The sequence below is a fragment of the Geodermatophilus obscurus genome (assembly GCF_900143215.1).
GTDB lineage: Bacteria > Actinomycetota > Actinomycetes > Mycobacteriales > Geodermatophilaceae > Geodermatophilus > Geodermatophilus obscurus_A.
In genome coordinates this window covers 140,849-157,587 of record NZ_FRDM01000009.1, presented here as the reverse complement: position 1 = coordinate 157,587, position 16,739 = coordinate 140,849, and the positions used below count along the sequence as shown (strand labels likewise).

General features: G+C 75.5%; 18 protein-coding genes. 6 read left to right on the top strand and 12 right to left on the bottom strand.

What is annotated here, in order from left to right; translation table 11 throughout:
* Positions 1 to 104: 104 nt before the first annotated feature.
* Together BUB17_RS11415 and BUB17_RS11410 are read right to left on the bottom strand one after the other, a co-directional pair.
* Positions 105 to 1,655, bottom strand: coding sequence for a fused MFS/spermidine synthase (locus tag BUB17_RS11415; protein WP_072918043.1), 1,551 nt, complete (start codon positions 1,653 to 1,655; stop codon positions 105 to 107).
* Position 1,656: 1 nt separating this feature from the next.
* The gene (locus BUB17_RS11410) at positions 1,657 to 2,403 is read right to left on the bottom strand and encodes an SOS response-associated peptidase (protein WP_072918041.1); all 747 of its coding nucleotides are present in this window, start codon (positions 2,401 to 2,403) and stop codon (positions 1,657 to 1,659) included.
* A gap of 132 nt (positions 2,404 to 2,535) precedes the next feature.
* On the opposite strand from BUB17_RS11410, the gene BUB17_RS11405 reads away from it, so the two are divergent.
* From BUB17_RS11405 to BUB17_RS11390, 4 genes are all read left to right on the top strand, one after another.
* Positions 2,536 to 3,999: an NAD-dependent succinate-semialdehyde dehydrogenase gene (locus tag BUB17_RS11405; protein ID WP_072918039.1), complete on the top strand. Its 1,464-nt coding sequence runs from the start codon at positions 2,536 to 2,538 to the stop codon at positions 3,997 to 3,999.
* A gap of 120 nt (positions 4,000 to 4,119) precedes the next feature.
* Positions 4,120 to 5,388 carry a 3-phosphoshikimate 1-carboxyvinyltransferase gene (gene aroA, locus BUB17_RS11400; RefSeq protein ID WP_208983373.1) on the top strand — a complete coding sequence of 423 codons (1,269 nt, stop codon included), beginning with the start codon at positions 4,120 to 4,122 and terminating at the stop codon, positions 5,386 to 5,388.
* The gene (gene rsgA, locus BUB17_RS11395) at positions 5,358 to 6,404 is read left to right on the top strand and encodes a ribosome small subunit-dependent GTPase A (RefSeq protein WP_072918036.1); all 1,047 of its coding nucleotides are present in this window, start codon (positions 5,358 to 5,360) and stop codon (positions 6,402 to 6,404) included. Before aroA ends, rsgA begins: the two co-directional genes overlap by 31 nt.
* 17 nt (positions 6,405 to 6,421) lie before the next feature.
* Positions 6,422 to 6,853, top strand: coding sequence for a VOC family protein (locus tag BUB17_RS11390; protein ID WP_072918034.1), 432 nt, complete (start codon positions 6,422 to 6,424; stop codon positions 6,851 to 6,853).
* A gap of 16 nt (positions 6,854 to 6,869) precedes the next feature.
* Here the strand turns inward: BUB17_RS11390 and BUB17_RS11385 are convergent, their stop codons facing one another.
* The 3 genes from BUB17_RS11385 to BUB17_RS11375 all read right to left on the bottom strand — a co-directional run bounded on the left by BUB17_RS11385 (position 6,870) and on the right by BUB17_RS11375 (position 9,536).
* Positions 6,870 to 7,064 (bottom strand): hypothetical protein, encoded by a 195-nt coding sequence (locus BUB17_RS11385; protein WP_072918032.1) that lies wholly within the window; start codon positions 7,062 to 7,064, stop codon positions 6,870 to 6,872.
* A gap of 93 nt (positions 7,065 to 7,157) precedes the next feature.
* Positions 7,158 to 8,792, bottom strand: coding sequence for an HNH endonuclease signature motif containing protein (locus tag BUB17_RS11380; protein WP_072918030.1), 1,635 nt, complete (start codon positions 8,790 to 8,792; stop codon positions 7,158 to 7,160).
* Between the two features lie 207 nt (positions 8,793 to 8,999).
* On the bottom strand, positions 9,000 to 9,536 hold the full coding sequence (locus BUB17_RS11375) for a DUF2087 domain-containing protein (protein ID WP_083606267.1): 537 nt from the start codon (positions 9,534 to 9,536) through the stop codon (positions 9,000 to 9,002).
* A 52-nt stretch (positions 9,537 to 9,588) separates the two neighbouring features.
* On the opposite strand from BUB17_RS11375, the gene BUB17_RS11370 reads away from it, so the two are divergent.
* Positions 9,589 to 9,765, top strand: a complete 177-nt coding sequence (locus BUB17_RS11370; protein ID WP_072918029.1) for a DUF2795 domain-containing protein — start codon at positions 9,589 to 9,591, stop codon at positions 9,763 to 9,765.
* Positions 9,766 to 9,787: 22 nt separating this feature from the next.
* Positions 9,788 to 10,594, top strand: a complete 807-nt coding sequence (gene hisN / locus BUB17_RS11365) for a histidinol-phosphatase (protein ID WP_072918027.1) — start codon at positions 9,788 to 9,790, stop codon at positions 10,592 to 10,594.
* Between the two features lie 42 nt (positions 10,595 to 10,636).
* Here the strand turns inward: hisN and BUB17_RS26825 are convergent, their stop codons facing one another.
* The 7 genes from BUB17_RS26825 to BUB17_RS11335 form a co-directional block, all read right to left on the bottom strand.
* Positions 10,637 to 10,813, bottom strand: a complete 177-nt coding sequence (locus BUB17_RS26825; RefSeq protein WP_175561338.1) for a hypothetical protein — start codon at positions 10,811 to 10,813, stop codon at positions 10,637 to 10,639.
* A 52-nt stretch (positions 10,814 to 10,865) separates the two neighbouring features.
* Complete coding sequence (locus BUB17_RS11360; protein WP_072918026.1) at positions 10,866 to 12,266, bottom strand: FGGY family carbohydrate kinase; 1,401 nt, start codon at positions 12,264 to 12,266, stop codon at positions 10,866 to 10,868.
* A 73-nt stretch (positions 12,267 to 12,339) separates the two neighbouring features.
* Positions 12,340 to 12,843 (bottom strand): XdhC family protein, encoded by a 504-nt coding sequence (locus tag BUB17_RS11355; RefSeq protein ID WP_072918024.1) that lies wholly within the window; start codon positions 12,841 to 12,843, stop codon positions 12,340 to 12,342.
* A complete protein-coding gene (locus tag BUB17_RS11350) occupies positions 12,840 to 13,628 on the bottom strand; it encodes an alpha/beta fold hydrolase (protein ID WP_072918022.1) in 789 nt (262 codons plus the stop codon). The genes BUB17_RS11355 and BUB17_RS11350 overlap by 4 nt, the downstream gene beginning before the upstream one ends.
* Positions 13,625 to 14,641: an aldo/keto reductase gene (locus tag BUB17_RS11345; protein WP_072918021.1), complete on the bottom strand. Its 1,017-nt coding sequence runs from the start codon at positions 14,639 to 14,641 to the stop codon at positions 13,625 to 13,627. The genes BUB17_RS11350 and BUB17_RS11345 overlap by 4 nt, the downstream gene beginning before the upstream one ends.
* Positions 14,642 to 14,685: 44 nt before the next feature.
* Entirely contained in the window at positions 14,686 to 15,906 is a 1,221-nt protein-coding gene (locus tag BUB17_RS28220; protein WP_072918019.1) for a cytochrome P450 family protein, read from the bottom strand.
* Positions 15,903 to 16,682, bottom strand: a complete 780-nt coding sequence (locus tag BUB17_RS11335; protein ID WP_072918104.1) for an aldo/keto reductase — start codon at positions 16,680 to 16,682, stop codon at positions 15,903 to 15,905. Before BUB17_RS11335 ends, BUB17_RS28220 begins: the two co-directional genes overlap by 4 nt.
* Positions 16,683 to 16,739: the final 57 nt, after the last annotated feature.

The following is a 16,739-nucleotide window of genomic DNA, read 5'->3' as shown; positions in this document are numbered from 1 at the left end:
CATGGACCTGCGGTGGCGACGCGCCGTCCGCCGTGGGCGTGTGGGCACCGCAGCTCCGTGATCACCGCAGCGGTGCAGCCCAGGTGCGTGGCCGGCCCTGGGCCTCAGCTGCCGGGCGCGGCGTAGGGGGTGAGCAGCTGGTCGACCGGCGCGTGGTCGTCGGTGAGCACCTCCGCGTCGCCGACGAACTCCACGAGCTCCGCGCCGGAGGCCACCCGCCAGTCGAGGTCCTGGCCGCGCAGCGCGGCGCCGACCGCGTCGAGCGGGAGCGGCTCCCGGGAGGCCAGCACGACCACGTTGCCGCCGTCCTCCCCCGCCAGGACGGCGTCCCGGGCCAGCAGCGCGACGTGCGGGAAGACCGCCTGCAGGGTGGCGAGCTCCGCGCGGGCGAAGCCCAGCGGCGGGTTGTCGATGAGGTTGGCGACGTAGAGGCCGTCGTCGGTGAGCGCGCGGTCGACCAGCCCCAGGGCCTCCACGGTGGTCAGCTGCCAGGGCACCGAGAGCCCGCCGAACGCGTCGCCCACGACGAGGTCGCGCTCCCCCGCCGCCTCCTGGTCCAGCCCGACCCGGGCGTCGGCGACCTCGACCCGCAGCCCGTCGGTCTCGGTCAGCCCGAGCTGCTCGCGGTCCATCTCCACGACGCCGGGGTCGACCTCGACGACCAGGCTGGAGGTGCCCGGGCGGACCGCGGCGAGGTAGCGCGGGACGGTCGCCCCGCCGCCGCCGAGGTGCAGCGCCGACAGCGGCTCGCCCGCCGGGGCCATCGCGTCGGTCACCGCCGCGATCGCCCGGACGTAGTCGAACTCCAGGTACGTGGGGTCGGCCAGGTCGACGTAGGAGTGCCGCAGCGTGTCCAGGACCAGGACCCGGCCGCTGTCGCGGTCGGGGTCGGCGACCACCCGCGCGCAGTGGTAGGCGGTCTCGGCCTGGCACTGGCTGGGCGCGATGGCGGCGAGCAGCGAGCCGACCACGGTCAGCAGGAGCAGCGCCGCCGGCACCCGCCCGGCGGCGCCGCCGGTCCGCCGCCGCAGCAGCACCCCGACCGCCACGCCGGCGAGCACGGTGACCAGCCCGGTGCCGACGAGGATGCCGCTGGTCGGGAAGACCGCGACCAGCAGGAAGCCGGTGAGGAAGGTGGCGGCGATGCCGCCGAGGGTGCCGATGCCCGACAGCCGGCCGACCACCGAGCCGGTCTCGGCGAGGCTGGCCAGCTGCAGCTTGACCACCATGGGCGGCACCGCGGACAGCAGTGCCGCGGGGATCACGACGGCGACCGCGGCCAGCAGCAGCACGCTGCCGGCGTCGGCGCCGGTCAGCACCGATCCGGCGAAGCGCACCAGCGGCAGCACGGCGACGACCAGGGCGCCACCGGCGACCAGCAGCGGCGCGATCAGCCGGCGCGGATCGGTGCGGTCGGCCAGCGCGCCGCCCGTCCACGCCCCGACGGCGATGGCGGCCAGCGCGAAGCCGATGATCGCGGTGTTGGTCTGCAGGGTGATCCCGACGTAGGGGGCGATCAGCCGCAGCCCGGCGATCTCGAGCACCAGCACGGCACCGGAGGACAGGAAGGTGACGGCGGCGGCCACCCAGTCGGGCAGCGCGGCCGCGCGGGTCCGGTCCCCGGTCGCGGTCAGGGCCTCGTCGGTGCTGGCCACCTCAGAAGAGCGCGGGCTGGTCGGCCGGGGCGGCGACCGACTCGACGTGGGCGGTCAGCTCGACGCCGTTGTGCTTCACGCTGTTGACCGCAGGGCTCACCGGCCGCAGTTCCAGGCCCTCCACCAGCTCCGGCGGGGTCGGCGCGGCCAGCTCGGCGACGTCCTCCCGGGCCGGGTCGAGCCAGTCGGCCCAGCGGTCGCGGGGCAGCACCAACGGCATCCGGTCGTGGATCTCGGTGAGCGCTCCGACGGCCGGCTCGGTGATGACCGTGCAGGTGTACAGCCGGTCGTCGCCCTCACCCCAGACCTCCCACAGGCCGGCGAAGGCGAGCACCGAGCCGTCCCGCGGGGTCATGTAGTAGGGCTGCTTGCCGGGACCGTCGAGCTTCTTCGCCCACTCGTACCAGCCGTCGGCCGGCACCAGGCAGCGCCGCGAGCGGGCGGCCCGGCGGAAGGCCGGCTTCTCGGCCAGTGACTCGACGCGGGCGTTGAGCATCCGGCTGCCGATCGACGCGTCCTTGGCCCAGGAGGGCACGAGGCCCCAGCGGACGGCGCGCAGCTCGCGGTGCGTGGCGCCGGTAGGCGCGCCCTCGGCGTCGCGCTCCTTCTTCTGCCGGACGACGTACACGTCCTTGGTCGGGGCGACGTTGTAGTCGGCCGGCAGCGGGGACTGCCCCTCGGCCGGGACCGCCTCGAACTCCAGGACGAGGTCCTCGGGACGGCGGCTGGCGGCGTAGCGGCCACACACGGTGGTACCTCCCGGTCGGGCCGGCTGATGCGGTTCCCTGCGACTGTAGGCCGGGCCGGGGACGGTTCCCGGCGGTGGGAGACGGGGAGGCCGGGTCGACGTCCCGATGCCCGGGAGACGAGGATCACGCACGTGACCGCGACCCAGAACCCACCGACCGAACACCCCAAGACCGCCAGCGAGTCCGGCGAGCGCCGCTACGCGACGGTCAACCCCTTCACCGGCGAGACGGAGCAGCAGTTCGACTTCACCCCGACCGAGGAGATCGACGGGATCATCGAGCGGGCGCACGCCGCCTACCAGGAGTGGCAGCAGCGCCCGGTCGAGGACCGCGCCGCCGTCGTCCGGCGGGCCGCGGAGCTCATGGACGAGCGCCGCGATGACCTCGCCGCCCTCATCACCACCGAGATGGGCAAGCGCCGGGAGGAGGCCACGGGCGAGCTCTACCTGTGCTCGATGATCCTCAAGTACTACGCCGACAACGGCCCGGGCTTCCTCGAGCCCCAGCCGATCCAGCCGCTGATGGGCAAGGGCGAGGCCGTCGTCGAGACCCGGCCGATCGGCGTCCTGCTGGCCATCGAGCCGTGGAACTACCCCTTCTACCAGGTCGTCCGGGTGGCCGGCCCGAACCTGGTGCTGGGCAACACCGTCATCCTCAAGCACGCCGAGATCACCCCGCAGTGCGCGGTGGCCATCGAGCAGCTGTTCGCCGACGCCGGCGCTCCCGAGGGCGTGTTCACCAACACCTTCCTGCGCATCGCCGACGTCGAGCAGGTCATCGCCGACCCGCGCATCCAGGGCGTCACCCTGACCGGCAGCGAGCGGGCCGGCAGCGCCGTGGGCGCCCTGGCCGGCAAGTACCTGAAGAAGTCGGTGCTGGAGCTGGGCGGCAGCGACCCGTTCATCGTGCTCGACGCCGAGGACCTGGGCGCCACGGTCAAGGCCGCCACCATGGGCCGGATGCAGAACACCGGTCAGGCGTGCACCGCGTCGAAGCGGCTGATCGTGACCGAGGAGCTCTACGAGCCCTTCGTCGAGGGCCTCAAGCAGGCGTTCTCCACCTTCTCCCCCGGCGACCCGGCCGACCCGTCGACGTCGCTGGCGCCGCTGTCCTCGGAGCGGGCGGCGCAGGACCTGCACGCGCAGATCCAGGACGCCGTCGACAAGGGCGCCACCGTGGTCGCCGGCGGCAAGCGGCCCGAGCACCCGGGCGCCTTCGTGGAGGCCACCATCCTCACCGACGTGACCCCGGAGATGCGGGCCTTCCGCGAGGAGCTCTTCGGCCCCGCGGCCGTCGTCTACAAGGTCAAGGACGCCGACGAGGCCGTCGCACTGGCCAACGACAGCGACTTCGGTCTGGGCGCCACCGTCATGAGCAGCGACCTCGACCGCGCGCGCGCGGTGGCCGAGCGGCTCGAGGCCGGCATGGTGTGGATCAACCAGCCGACCGGCTCCTCCCCCGAACTGCCCTTCGGCGGGATCAAGCGGTCGGGCTACGGCCGCGAGCTCTCCGAGCTGGCGATGTTCGAGTTCGCCAACCGGCGGCTGGTCCGCACGGTGCCGGTGAAGAAGGCCGACCGCCCGGTCGGGGGCTGACGAAGGACCCCGTCCCGGTCCGGCCCCGTCCCGAGGTTCACCGCGAGCCTGCGAGGGGTGAGGAGGACGGGGTCCTTGCAGGGGCCACGTCGGCGGTGCGGTGCGTGCAGGATGGTCTGCGTGAGCCAGGTCTGGACGACGCCGCACCGCGCCACCCCGGTGGACGCGGTCGTGGCGCTGCCCGGGTCCAAGTCGCTGACCGCCCGGGCACTGGTCCTGGCCGCGCTGGCCGACGGCCCGGGCCGGCTGGTCCGGCCGCTGCGCGCCCGGGACACCGACCTCATGGCGGCGGCGCTGCGGGCCCTGGGCGTGGGTGTCGACGACGACGGCGGGGACTGGGTCGTCACCCCCGGCCCGCTGCGCGGCCCGGCCGAGGTCGACGCCGGCCTGGCCGGCACCGTGCTGCGCTTCCTGCCGCCGGTCGCCGCGCTGGCCGACGGCCCGGTGCGGGTGGACGGCGACCCGCGGCTGCACGAGCGTCCCAACGCCGGGCTCATCGCGGCGCTGCGGAGCCTCGGCGTGCCGGTGGACGACGGCGGCCGCGGCCGGGCGCCGTTCACCGTGCACGGCACCGGGCGGGTGCGCGGCGGCGCGGTCACCGTCGCCGCGAGCGAGTCCTCGCAGATCGTCTCCGGGCTGCTGCTGGCCGCGCCCCGCTTCGACGAGGGGGTCGACCTCGCCCTCGCCGGATGGGTGCCGTCGATGCCGCACGTGGAGATGACCGTCGAGTCGCTGCGCGAGCGGGGCGTCGACGTCGTCCGCACCGGGAGGGGCTGGCGGGTCCCCCCCGGCCCGGTCGCCGCGCGCGACGAGGTGCTCGAACCAGACCTGTCCAACGCGGCTCCCTTCCTCGCGGCTGCGCTGGTGACCGGCGGGCGGGTGACCGTCCGCGACTGGCCCGCGCGGACGACCCAGCCCGGCGGCCGGCTGGACGCGCTGCTGGGCGCGATGGGGGCGCACGTCGAGCGCACCGGCGAGGGGCTGCGGGTCACCGGGAGCGGAACGGTCCGGCCGCTGGTCGCGGACCTCGGCGAGGTGGGTGAGCTGACACCGGTGCTGGCCGCCCTCTGCGCGCTGGCCGACGGGACCTCCCGGTTGACCGGCGTGGGGCACCTGCGCGGCCACGAGACCGACCGGCTGCAGGCGCTGGACGAGGTGCTGACGGCCGTCGGCGCCTCCGTCGAGCAACTGCCCGACGGCCTGGTCATCTCGCCCGGCCCGCACCGGGCAGCGCAGGTGGGCAGCTACGCCGACCACCGGATGGTGCACGCCGCCGCCGTGCTGGGCCTCGCCGTCGAGGGCGTCGAGGTGCGCGACCCCGGTGCGGTGACCAAGACGCTGCCGGACTTCGTGGACAGGTGGAACGGGATGCTGGGGGTCGAGCGCTGAGCGGCCGCAAGCACGACTCCCGGTCGGACGAGGACGACGTCCGGGTCCGGCCCAGCCGGCGCGGCTCCCGGCCGCGCACCCGCACGAGGCCGACCCACTCCGACGCCGTCCCGGGCCTGGTGGTCGCCGTCGACCGCGGCCGGATGACGGTGCGGATCGAGGGTCCGGACGGCGCCCCGGTCGAGGTCACCGCGATGCGCGCCCGCGAGCTCGGCAAGCACGGGGTCGTCGTCGGCGACCGGGTGCGGCTGGTCGGGGACACCAGCGGGCGCACCGACTCGCTGGCCCGCATCGTCGTCATCGAGGACCGGAAGACGTCCCTGCGCCGCACCGCCGACGACACCGACCCCACCGAGCGGGTGGTGGTGGCCAACGCCGACCAGCTGGTCGTGGTCACCTCGGTCACCGACCCCGACCCGGCGCTGGGCTTCCTCGACCGCTGCGTGGTGGCCGCCTACGCCGGGGGGCTCGAGCCGCTGCTCTGCCTCACCAAGACCGACCTGGCCAGCCCGCAGCCGCTGCTCGACCGCTACGCCGGCCTCGACGTCGACGCCGTCCCGATGTCGCGGGAGGCGCCGCTGGACGCGCTGCTGGAGCGGCTGCACGGGCGGATGAGCGTGCTGGTCGGGCAGTCCGGCGTCGGCAAGTCCACGCTGGTCAACCGGCTGGTGCCCGACGCCTTCCGGGCCACCGGCGACGTCAGCAAGGTCGGCAAGGGCCGGCACACGTCGTCCTCGGCGGTGCTGCTCGACCTGCCCGGAGGCGGCACCGTCATCGACACCCCCGGCATCCGCTCCTTCGGCCTGGCGCACGTGACCGGCGAGGACGTCGTCGCGGCGTTCGACGACGTCGCCGAGGCCGCGGTGGACTGCCCGCCCGGCTGCGGGCACACGGCCGAGGACCCCGACTGCGCACTGGACGCCTGGGCCGACGCCGGCCCGCCCGCCCGCCGGGAGCGGCTGGAGAGCCTGCGGCGGCTGCTGGAGGCCGTCGGCCAGCTCGGCCCCGGCTATTGATGGACCGAGGAGACGCCGTGGAGCAGCAGGTCCACTTCACCACCCTGGCGACCGCCGACCTCGACGCCGCCCGCCGCTTCTACGCCGACGGGCTGGGCTGGCGCCCGCTGCTCGACCTCCCCGGCGAGATCGTTTTCTTCCAGATCGCCCCGGGCACGGTGCTGGCCTTCTTCGAGGCGGGGAAGTTCGCCCAGGACCTCGGCCGCGGTCCCGACCGGCCGGTCGTCTCGGGCGTGACGCTGGCGCACAACGTGGCCGACCGGGACGCCGTCCGCGCGGTCGTCGACGCGATGTCGGCGGCCGGGGGCACGGTGCTCACCGCACCGGAGGAGGGCGCCTTCGGCGGGGTCTTCCACGCGCTGGTGGCCGACCCCAACGGCGTCGTCTGGGAGGTCGCGCACAACCCGGGCTGGTCGGTCGACACCGACGGCACCGTCCGGCTCGGCTAGGTGGTTAGTTCGGGGGTCAGTGGTCGTAGGCGGTGAGGCAGCGCGCGGCGACCACGATCTGCCCCGTCTGTTTCGGCGATCTGGCCGGATCGGTGGCCCGGATGTGCAGCAGGATCTCGCGCTGGTCGACTCGGGCACGGATGAGCACGAAGGCGACCGACGGCCCGAGCAGGGTGCGGGCGGGGGCGTGGTCACCGACCTCCGGACCCACGTGAGTGGCTGATGCAGCCGTACTCGACCGAACCGGGCATCGTCCGCCTGGAGTGGGCGCACATCCCCCGGGGTGGAATCGGCCACCCACGCGTCATCGCTTCTCGGACTCCGGTGCGTGGACAGTCACCGTTCGGCACTCGTCGGCGTTCCCGCGGGAACGTCCGGTGGGCCCCCAGTCAAGCCACGGCGACCAGCCTCCCGGTGCTGCCGGCGTTCTCGGCGGCCAGGCGGCGTTCGAGGTCGCGGTTACCGAGCAGGACGCCGACCACGTAGGCCAGGTCCATCGGCTCGCCGTTGACGTGCATCGCGTCGGGCAGGTCCGGTTCCCGGTCGGGGAAGAGCAGCCGGGTGATCGACGCGGTCGGTGCCGTCGCGCCCGCGGCCTCAGCAGGGGTGTCGGCGGCCGGTGATGCCGCCGGCACAGGCGCTGCCTCCGGGCGGCGGCCGATGGCGGTGTCCATGGGGTGGACGCCGGCGAACACCGCGTCGTGTGTCCCGGTCGGCTGGCCCGCCAACCCCGCGTGAAGGCGGCGTCGGCGGTGCCCCACACCCAGCGGCCGTCAGGCGCGGTGATCACCAGCCGCCCGTCGCGGCGGGACATGATCAGGTCCAGGTCGTGGGCCAGGCCGTGGTCGACGTCGCAGAGCAGCACCATGTTCGCGACGTCGGTCGGCCCGCCGTGCAGCCAGTGCCGCATGTGGTGGGCGTGCAGCCGCTCGATGCGGGTCTCCGCGCAGCCCAGCCGGGCGCAGCCACCGTCGCGCCGGTACAGCGCCCGACGCTGGGCCCGGGTGGCGAAGCGCCGGGCGCGGCCGACGGCCAGCGGCTCGCGGCCGCGTTCCAGCATGGTCACCACCGTGGCCTCGCACAGCATCCGCCGCACCTGCGCGGGGTGCAGCGCCGGACCGCCCTCGATGTGCGCCCGGCCGGCGGCGGCGTCCTCGGCGAGCACCGCGGCGTCGGCGTGCACCACCACCTCGCGGCGCGGTGGGTCCCCAGCCCGCCGGTCGGCCTCGGCTGCGGCGGAGACCAGCTGGGCGACCGCGGCGCAGCGCCGCGCGGTGCTCCGGTCCCGGGCGTTGGCTACGTCGTCGTCCTCGTCGCACTTCTCGCCGTCGGGGACGCCTGCAGCGTCCTGCTTGACCGCGGCGCGTTCCCGGCGGGCGGAGCGCTCGGCCACCGAGTCCACGCCGGCCAGGAACGCCGCGCCCTCCTCGGCGGCCAAGCACAGCCGCACGTGCAGCATCCCGTCGTCGTCCCACCAGTGGTCGAACCGCTGCTTGGCGGGCACCGTCGCGTCATCGACGGCGTCGGACCGCCGCCACTCCCGGACCACCCGCTCCAGCTGTGACGCGGTGAGCTCGTACGCCAGCTCCAGCAGCGCGGGCTCGGTGTCGGGTTCGGCCACCCGGGTCAGCGCCCGCACCTTGGCGTAGGACAGCCGCCCGGCGGCGAAGGCCGCCGTCGTCGCCGGCAGGGCGGTCAGCGCGCGCGCCACCCGCACGTGCTCGCGCGCCGCGCCCGGGGACAGGCCGCACTGCCAGGCCAGCCACTGCGCGCACGAGCGGATGCCGACCGCACCCCAGCCCTCCCGGCGGTCGAACTCCGCCACCAGCACCAGCCACGCCGCGGTGGCCGCCGCCAGCCGCACCGCCCCGCTGGTGATCCGCCGCGCCAGCTCCTCCAGCGACAGCTCACCACCCACGCCGTCCTCCGACAACGACACCACCCTCCTCGTCGAACGCCTGTTCGGATGCTAGGGCAGGGGGACGACGATTCCGCAGGTCAACGGCCCGAGGCGTTCCCGCGGGAACGCCTCACCCGGTTCGGGGCCCGCCACCGTCCGGGCCACCGAGTCGCTGCGGGCGTCAAGTGGCGAGTCGCCGTCGACTCCTGGACCCGGAGACGACGACAGGTCACCACTCGACCCGCCTCAGACGTCGACCCAGCCGCCGCTGCGCCAGTACAGGCCGGCCTCGCGGGTGAGCAGGCCCTCGTCGACCAGATGCCGGCGCAGCGCGGCGGTGTCCGGGTGCCAGACCGCCAGCAGCGCGTTGACCTCGCGCTCGGGGTAGCGGATGCCGGCGTCGAAGACCCGCACCAGGTGCTCCAGGACGATGCGTCGTTTGGTCTGCTGCGCCGGGATGGACACCAGCCGGCCGTCGCGGACGAACGCCGACAGGACCGCGTCCTCGGCGGGGTCGTCGGACAGCGGCTCGGGCGGCGGAGCGGCCTCGGCGGCGGCGCGCGCCGCGACGCCGAACTGCTCGGTCAGCAGCTCGAGCTCGTGCCGGTCGCGGCGGACCAGGCCCGCCCGGCCCAGCCGTCGCGCGGCCAGGGCGACGTCCTTGAGGGGCAGCCCGGTGGCCTCGGCGACCTCCTCCAGCGTGCCGGCACCCAGGGCGAGGGCGGCGACGACCTTGAGGCGGGTGGGGTCGGCGAGCAGCCCGGCGATCGTCGCGGCACGCACTCCCCGACGGTATCCGCGCATCGGCCGCGGTGGACGCGGGTAGGCCGGGGCCATGGTCAGCCCCATCGACATCCAGAAGGCCCTCAAGGGCATGGACTACCCGGCCACGAAGCAGCAGATCCTCGAGCACGCCAAGGGCGGCGACAAGGAGGTCCTCGACGCACTGGACAAGATCGACGACCGGGAGTACGAGGGGCCCAGCGGGGTCAGTGCCGCGGTCTTCGACTGAGCGCCCGCTAGGTTCGGTGCCCATGACACCGGGCCGGGACTACACGGGGGACATGCACCTGGCGCACGTGCTGGCCGACCAGGCGGACTCGATCAGCCTCGACCGCTTCAAGGCGCTGGACCTCCAGGTCGACACCAAGCCGGACCTCACGCCGGTCACCGACGCCGACCGGGCCGTGGAGGAGCAGCTGCGCATCACCCTTGCTCGCGCGCGGACCCGCGACGCGGTGCTCGGCGAGGAGATGGGGATGACCGGGCGCGGTCCGCGGCGGTGGGTGCTCGACCCCATCGACGGGACGAAGAACTTCGTGCGGGGCGTGCCCGTGTGGGCGACCCTCATCGCGTTGTTCGACGGTGACGAGCCGGTCGTCGGCCTGGTCTCCGCGCCGGCGCTCAACCGCCGCTGGTGGGCGGCCAAGGGCGTGGGCGCCTGGACCGGCCGGCGGCTGGAGTCGGCGACCCGCTGCACGGTGTCGGGCGTCGCTCAGCTGAGCGACGCGAGCCTGTCCTACTCCAGCCTCTCGGGCTGGGAGGAGCGCGGGCTGCTCGGCGGCTTCCTCGACCTGACCCGCTCGGTGTGGCGCACCCGCGCCTACGGCGACTTCTGGAGCTACGTGCTGCTGGCCGAGGGGGCGGTGGACGTCGCCTGCGAGCCGGAGGTCTCGGTGTGGGACCTCGCCGCCCTCGACGTCATCGTGCGGGAGGCCGGCGGCGCGTTCACCGACCTCACCGGCGTCCCGGGGCCGGCCGGCGGCAGCGCGCTGGCCACCAACGGCCAGCTGCACGACGCCGCGCTGGGCCTGCTGCGCCAGCCCGACCCGGCCGCCTGAGGCGGGCCCGGCCCGCCCCTGAGGCGGGCCGGGCCCGTCTGCTCAGTGCCCGGTGCCGGTGCCGCGGCCGCCCTGGAAGCGACGGCGGGCGTCGTCGATCTTCGCCCGGGTCTTCGGGTCCTTGGCCAGCTGCTGCGCCTTCTCGGTGGCCTGTGCGATGACCTGCCGGCCCCTCGGTGTGTTCGCGAACTGGGTCAGCTTGCTGAACAGCGACGCCATCCCTGGGTCCTCCTCGCGTCGTCCGGGCGGCGGCGCCGCCCTCCTGACCAGGTCAACGCGGCGGCCGCCGGGCTCGTTCCGCGCGCCACCGGTCGAGCGCCGGGGCCAGCTCCGGTCCCGGCCGCGGCTCGACCGGCCGACCCGGCTGCTGCCCCGTCGCGACCTCGGTTCCCGTCCCCCGGGCGGCCAGCAGCGCGGCACCGACCGCCGACGCGCTGCGGATCGGCAGGAACCGCACGGGGACGGCGAGGACGTCGGCGAGCAGCTGCTGGACGACGGCCGGCCGCCCGCCGCCCCCGGTGAGCACCACCGGCCCCTCCCCGCCGAGCAGTTCCGCGGCGGCCGCGACCGCGAACACGACGCCCTCGACCGCGGCGCGGGCCAGCTCGGCGCGGGTCGTGCTCGCGGACAGTCCGGTCCACCCGCCGCGGTCGGCGGGGCCCGCGACGCCACCGCGCTCGCCGGTGAGGAACGGCCGGAACACCACTCCCCCGGCACCGGTCGGAACCGACGCCGCGGCGTCGAACAGCTCGGCGGGCGTCATCCCGAGCACCCCGCACACCCACGTCCACGCCAGGCCGCCGTTCTGCAGCGCGGCCATCGCGTACCAGCGGTCCTCGACGTCGGCGTAGCCGTGCACCGGCGGGTCGTCGGCCGGTGTCGGCGTCCAGTCCGGCTGGAGCACCTGCGCGCCGGTGCCGAGGTTGACCTGCCGGCCGGCGCGCGTACCCGCGGCGAGCAGCGCCAGCGGGGTGTCCGCGCCGCCCACCACGACGGGCACCTCGCCCACCGGGAGCGCGGCGGCGCCCACGACCTCCGTCGAGGGACGCACCCGGGGCAGCAACCCCGGGTCGACGCCGGCGGCTGCGGTGGCCTCGGGCGACCAGCCGTCGGCGACGACGTCCCACAGCAGGGTGGCCGAGGCGTCGCTGCGGTCGGTGACCCGCGGGTCGGCGTCCGGGACGAGCGAGGCGCGCAGCGCGTCCTTGGGCAGCACCACCGCGGCCGCCCGCCGGAGCAGCCCGGGCTCGTGCGCGGCCAGCCAGGCCAGCACGGGACCGGTCATCCCCGGCACCAGCGGGTTGGCCAGCGCGGCGCGGGCGGCGTGCGGCAGCGCCCGCCAGAGGTCCACCTCCGCGACGGCGCGCGAGTCCGGCCAGAGCACCGCGGGCCCCAGCGGGACGCCGGTGTCGTCCACCAGCACGGTGCCGTGCATCTGCCCGGACAGCCCCAGCCCGGCGACCCGGCGGCCGGTCAGGGCCGGCGCGAGCTGGGCCAGGGCGTCGTCCAGGGCCCGTCGCCACACGGCCGGGTCGGTCTGCGCCCAGCCGGGCCGCGGGCGGTCGACCTCGTAGCCGGACTCCCCCTCGGCCAGCACGGCACCGGAGGGGTCGAGCGCCACGAGCTTCAGCCCGCTGGTGCCCGCGTCGGCACCGAGCACGACGCCGGTCACGAGCTCTCCTCGCGGGCGCTCGTCGACCCCGTGCCCGAGGGTGCTGTGCCGCTGCGTGAGCTCGCGAGCTCGCTCACCGCGGGCGGTGGGCGAACCCGCCGCTGCGGCCGTTGCGGTCGGCCAGCAGCCCGGCGAGGGTGCTCAGCGCGATCTCCGCCGGGGTCCGCGAGCCGATGTCCAGCCCGATCGGCCGGTGCACGCGGGCGGCCTCCTCCGGCGGGACGCCGAGGGCGGCCAGGGCCGCGACGTGCGGTCCCTCGTGGCGCGGGTTGCCCAGGACGCCGATCCAGCGCACCGGCCGGGCCAGCGCGTCGCGCAGCACCTCGCCGAGCTCGGGGCGGTGGTGGTCGGTGACGACGACGTCGGCGTCACCGAGCTCGCCGTCGACCCCGGCGAGGCCGCCGAGCTCCGCGCCGCGCAACGGGTCGGGGTCGAGCAGCACGGTGCGGAAGCCCAGCTCCGGACCCCAGCGCAGCAGCACCTCGGCCACCGGCGAGGCGAAGACGGCGACGAGCACCCGGCCGGTGGCCCGGTCGGCGGGCGCACCGTGGGCCACCTCGCAGTTCGGGTCGGTCACGACGCCTCTCCGAGGAAGTCGACCAGCGCCGCGGCGAAGGCCGGCGTCCGGAGCGTGGTCGAGTGGTCGCCGGGGACGACGGACACCCGGGCACCGGGGATGGCCGCAGCGAGCGCCTCGGGGTGGGCCGCCAGCGGATCGGCGTCGCCGGAGAGGACGAGCGTGGGCGCGGTGATCGCGGCCAGGTCCACCTCCCGGGTGTGCACCGCACGGGCGTGCGCGGCCAGGGCGTGCCGGTCGGCGGCGAGGGCGTCGGCCATCCGGCGGAAGTCGACGGTGACCGGATCGCGCACCTCGGCGACGTCGGCCGCCTCCAGCGCGGCGGCCAGCCGGGCCATCAGGGCGGCGTGGCGCTCGGCACTCCCGGCCTCGACGAACGCGGCGCCGGCACCACCGACCACCAGCCGGCGCACCCTCCGGTCGGTGGCCGCGGTCAGCATCGCGACCGTCGCACCCATCGAGTAGCCGGCCAGGTCGAAGGAGTCGTGGCCGAGTGCGTCGGCCACCCGGCGCAGGTCGTCGGCCATCCGGAGCTCCCCGTAGGCGGCCGGGTGGTGCGGCTTGTCCGAGCGCCCGTGCCCACGGGCGTCGACGCCGACGACCTCCCGCCCGGCCGACAGCAGGACGCCGACGGTCCCGGTGCCGACCCAGTTGAGCCGGGTGTCCGCGACGAAGCCGTGCTGGAGGTACACCGGCGGCAGGTCACCGGGGGCCCCCCACCGGTGCACGGCGACCTCGACGCCGTCGGCCCCGGGCACCCGCAGCCTCGTCGCCGGCACGGTCACGCCACGCGCTCCGGGCTGTCGCCGTAGGCGTAGGAGGAGTCGACGTACCGGCCGCCCTGCGCGACCCCGGGCGGCGCGATCTCGCCCAGCCGCGCGAGGTCGTCGGCCGAGAGCTCGACGGCGGCGGCGGCGACGTTCTCCTCGAGGTAGCGGCGCCGCTTGGTGCCGGGGATCGGCACCACGTCGTCCCCCTGGGCGAGGACCCAGGCCAGCGCGAGCTGGCCGGGCGTGCAGCCCCTCTCCTCGGCCATCGCCCGGACGGCGTCGACCAGCCGCAGGTTGGCCGCGAACGCCTCGCCGGTGAAGCGCGGGTGGCCGCGGCGCCAGTCGTCCTCGGCGAAGTCCTCCTGGCTGCGGATCGCGCCGGTGAGGAAGCCGCGGCCCAGCGGGCTGAACGGCACGATGCCGATGCCGTGCTCGCGGGCGACGCCGAGGACCTCACCCTCCAGGTCGCGGGTCCACAGCGACCACTCGCTCTGCAGTGCGGCGATCGGGTGGACCGCGACGGCGCGGCGGATCGAGGTGGCCGAGGCCTCCGACAGCCCGAGGTGGCGGACCTTGCCCTGCTGCACGAGCCCGGCCATCGCGCCGACGGTGTCCTCGATCGGCACCTTCGGGTCGACCCGGTGCTGGTAGTAGAGGTCGATCACGTCGACCCGGAGCCGGCGCAGGCTGGCCTCGGCGCGGGCGCGTACGTTCTCCGGGCGGCCGTCGATGTCCATGCCCCCGCGGTCGTTGCGCGACAGCGAGAACTTCGTGGCCAGCTGGACCTCGTCGCGCCGTCCGGCGATCGCCTCGCCGACCAGCTCCTCGTTGTGCCCGTCGCCGTAGACGTCGGAGGTGTCGAGGAAGGTGACGCCGAGGTCGAGCGCACGGTGCACGGTCGCGATCGACTCGCCGCGATCGGCCGCGCCGTACATCTGGCTCATGCCCATGCAGCCGAGGCCCAGGGCGGAGACGACCAGACCGTCGCGGCCGAGCGTGCGGGTACCGACAGGAGAGGGAGAGGTCACCCCGGCATCCTCGTCCCGTCCCGCCCGGGCCCGCCACCGGCCGGCTACGCGGAGGCGCTCCCCGCGGCCGGTGGCCGCAGGACCACCGGCAGCTGTTCCAGGGCGTGGACGAGGACGCTGCGCCGGTGACGCAGCTCCTCCGGGGGCACGGCCAGGCGCAGGTCGGGGAACCGGTCGAGCAGCGACCGCAGGGCCACCTCCCCCTCGAGACGCGCCAGGGGTGCACCCAGGCAGTAGTGCAGCCCGTGGCCGAAGGCCAGGTGCCCGCCGGTGTCCCGGTCGGGGTCGAGCAGCTCGGGCCGGTCGAAGCGTCCCGGGTCGCGGTTGGCCGCGCCGACGGAGAGCGTGACCACCGACCCCGCGGGGATGGTGGTCCCCGAGTACTCGACGTCCTCGGCGGCGAAGCGCAGCGGGGCGTTGTGCACGGGGCCGTCCCAGCGCAGGAACTCCTCGACCGCCGCGGGGATCCGCTGCGGGTCCGCGAGCAGGTGCTCGCGCAGCGCGGCGCCGGTGGCCACGCCCAGCACCGCGTTGCCGATGAGGTTGGCCGTGGTCTCGTGGCCGGCGATGAGCAGCAGCACGCCCATCGCGACGACCTCCTCGGTGCTGAGCTGGTCACCGGCCTCGGAGACCTCGACCAGCGCCGAGAGCAGGGCGCCGTCCGGGGCGCGCCGCTTGGTCTCGACGAGGGCGTGCAGGTACTCGGCCAGCCCCGCGGTGGCCTGCTGCTCGTCGACGTCGTCGTGGTCGTCGACCAGCGCGCGCGACCAGGTGCCGAAGGCGTCGCGGTCGGTGTCGGGCACCCCGAGCAGCTCGCAGATGACGGCCATGGGCAGCGGCACCGCGTAGGTCGCCAGCAGGTCGACCGGCTCGGTCGCGGGCACCGCGTCGAGCAGGCCCGCGGCCAGCGCCTCGATGCGGGGACGCAGCTCGGCGGTGCGCCGCGCGGTGAAGGCCCGGGAGACCAGCCGGCGCAGCCGCGTGTGGTCCGGCGGGTCGAGCAGGATCATCATCGAGCCGAAGGGGCCCGGCAGCCGCGGGGCCTGCTCGCGGACCTCCGGCGGCAGGGTCGCGCGGTGGTCCTTGACCAGGCGGGGGTCGGTGAAGGCGGAGCGCACGTCGTCGTACCGGGTGACCAACCACGTGGTGCCGCCCCGGGGCAGCGCCACCTCGCGCACCGGAGCCTGGGCGCGCAGCCGCTCGTAGGCGGGATAGGGGTCGCGCCAGAAGGAGCCCTCGAAGACCGACGCGTCGGCGGTGCTCACCTCTGCGCCAGCCCGTCGATGCGGGCGACCTCGTCGTCGCTGAGCGAGAACCCGCCGATCGCCAGGTTGGTCCGGATCCGCTCCGGGGTGGCCGACTTGGGGATGACGACGACGCCGTGCTCCACGTGCCAGCGCAGCACCACCTGCGCCGGGGTGACGCCGTGCGCGTCGGCGACCTCGCGCAGCACCGGGTCGCCGAGGTCGGTGTTCTTGAACGGGCTGTAGCCCTCCAGGACGACGTCGCGGTCCCGGTGCCCGGCCTCGACGGCCGGGTCGTACCGCGACGGCGCCCAGCTGACCTGGTTCACCTGCGGCGTCACGCCGGTCGCCTCGGTCAGCTCGTCCATCTGCTCGAGCGAGTAGTTGCTGACCCCGATCGCCCGCGCGCGGCCGGCCTCACGGGCGGCGACGAAGCGCTCCCACACGTCCGGCCGAGCACCGCCGGGCGGCCAGTGGACGAGCCACAGGTCGACCGCGTCGACGCCGAGCGCGTCGAGGGACCCCGCCAGCACCTGGTCGGCCTGGTCTGCCCGCGGCGGCGGCAGCTTGGTCGTCAGGAAGACCTCGTCCCGGTCGACGCCGGAGTCGCGCAGCGCCCGCCCGACCTCGGACTCGTTGCGGTAGATCGCCGCGGTGTCGAGGTGCCGGTAGCCGGTGTCCAGGGCGGTGCGGACGGCGTCGTAGCAGGTGGGCCCGGTCATCTGCCAGGTCCCGAACCCGAGCAGCGGCATGCCGGGGGCGCCGTCGAGCGGCACGGTGGGGAAGCTTTCGGTCATGCCCGGTCCGGTGCCCGGCACCCGCATCCGCGACACCCGGCGTGTGCCGGTCCCGTC

Bases quoted from the DNA above. Each gene is read 5' to 3' on its own strand.
- hisN (WP_072918027.1), top strand. From the start codon at position 9,788: ATGACACCGGGCCGGGACTACACGGGGGACATGCACCTGGCGCACGTG.
- BUB17_RS26825 (WP_175561338.1), bottom strand. From the start codon at position 10,813: ATGGCGTCGCTGTTCAGCAAGCTGACCCAGTTCGCGAACACACCGAGG.
- BUB17_RS11335 (WP_072918104.1), bottom strand. From the start codon at position 16,682: ATGACCGAAAGCTTCCCCACCGTGCCGCTCGACGGCGCCCCCGGCATG.
- BUB17_RS11370 (WP_072918029.1), top strand. From the start codon at position 9,589: ATGGTCAGCCCCATCGACATCCAGAAGGCCCTCAAGGGCATGGACTAC.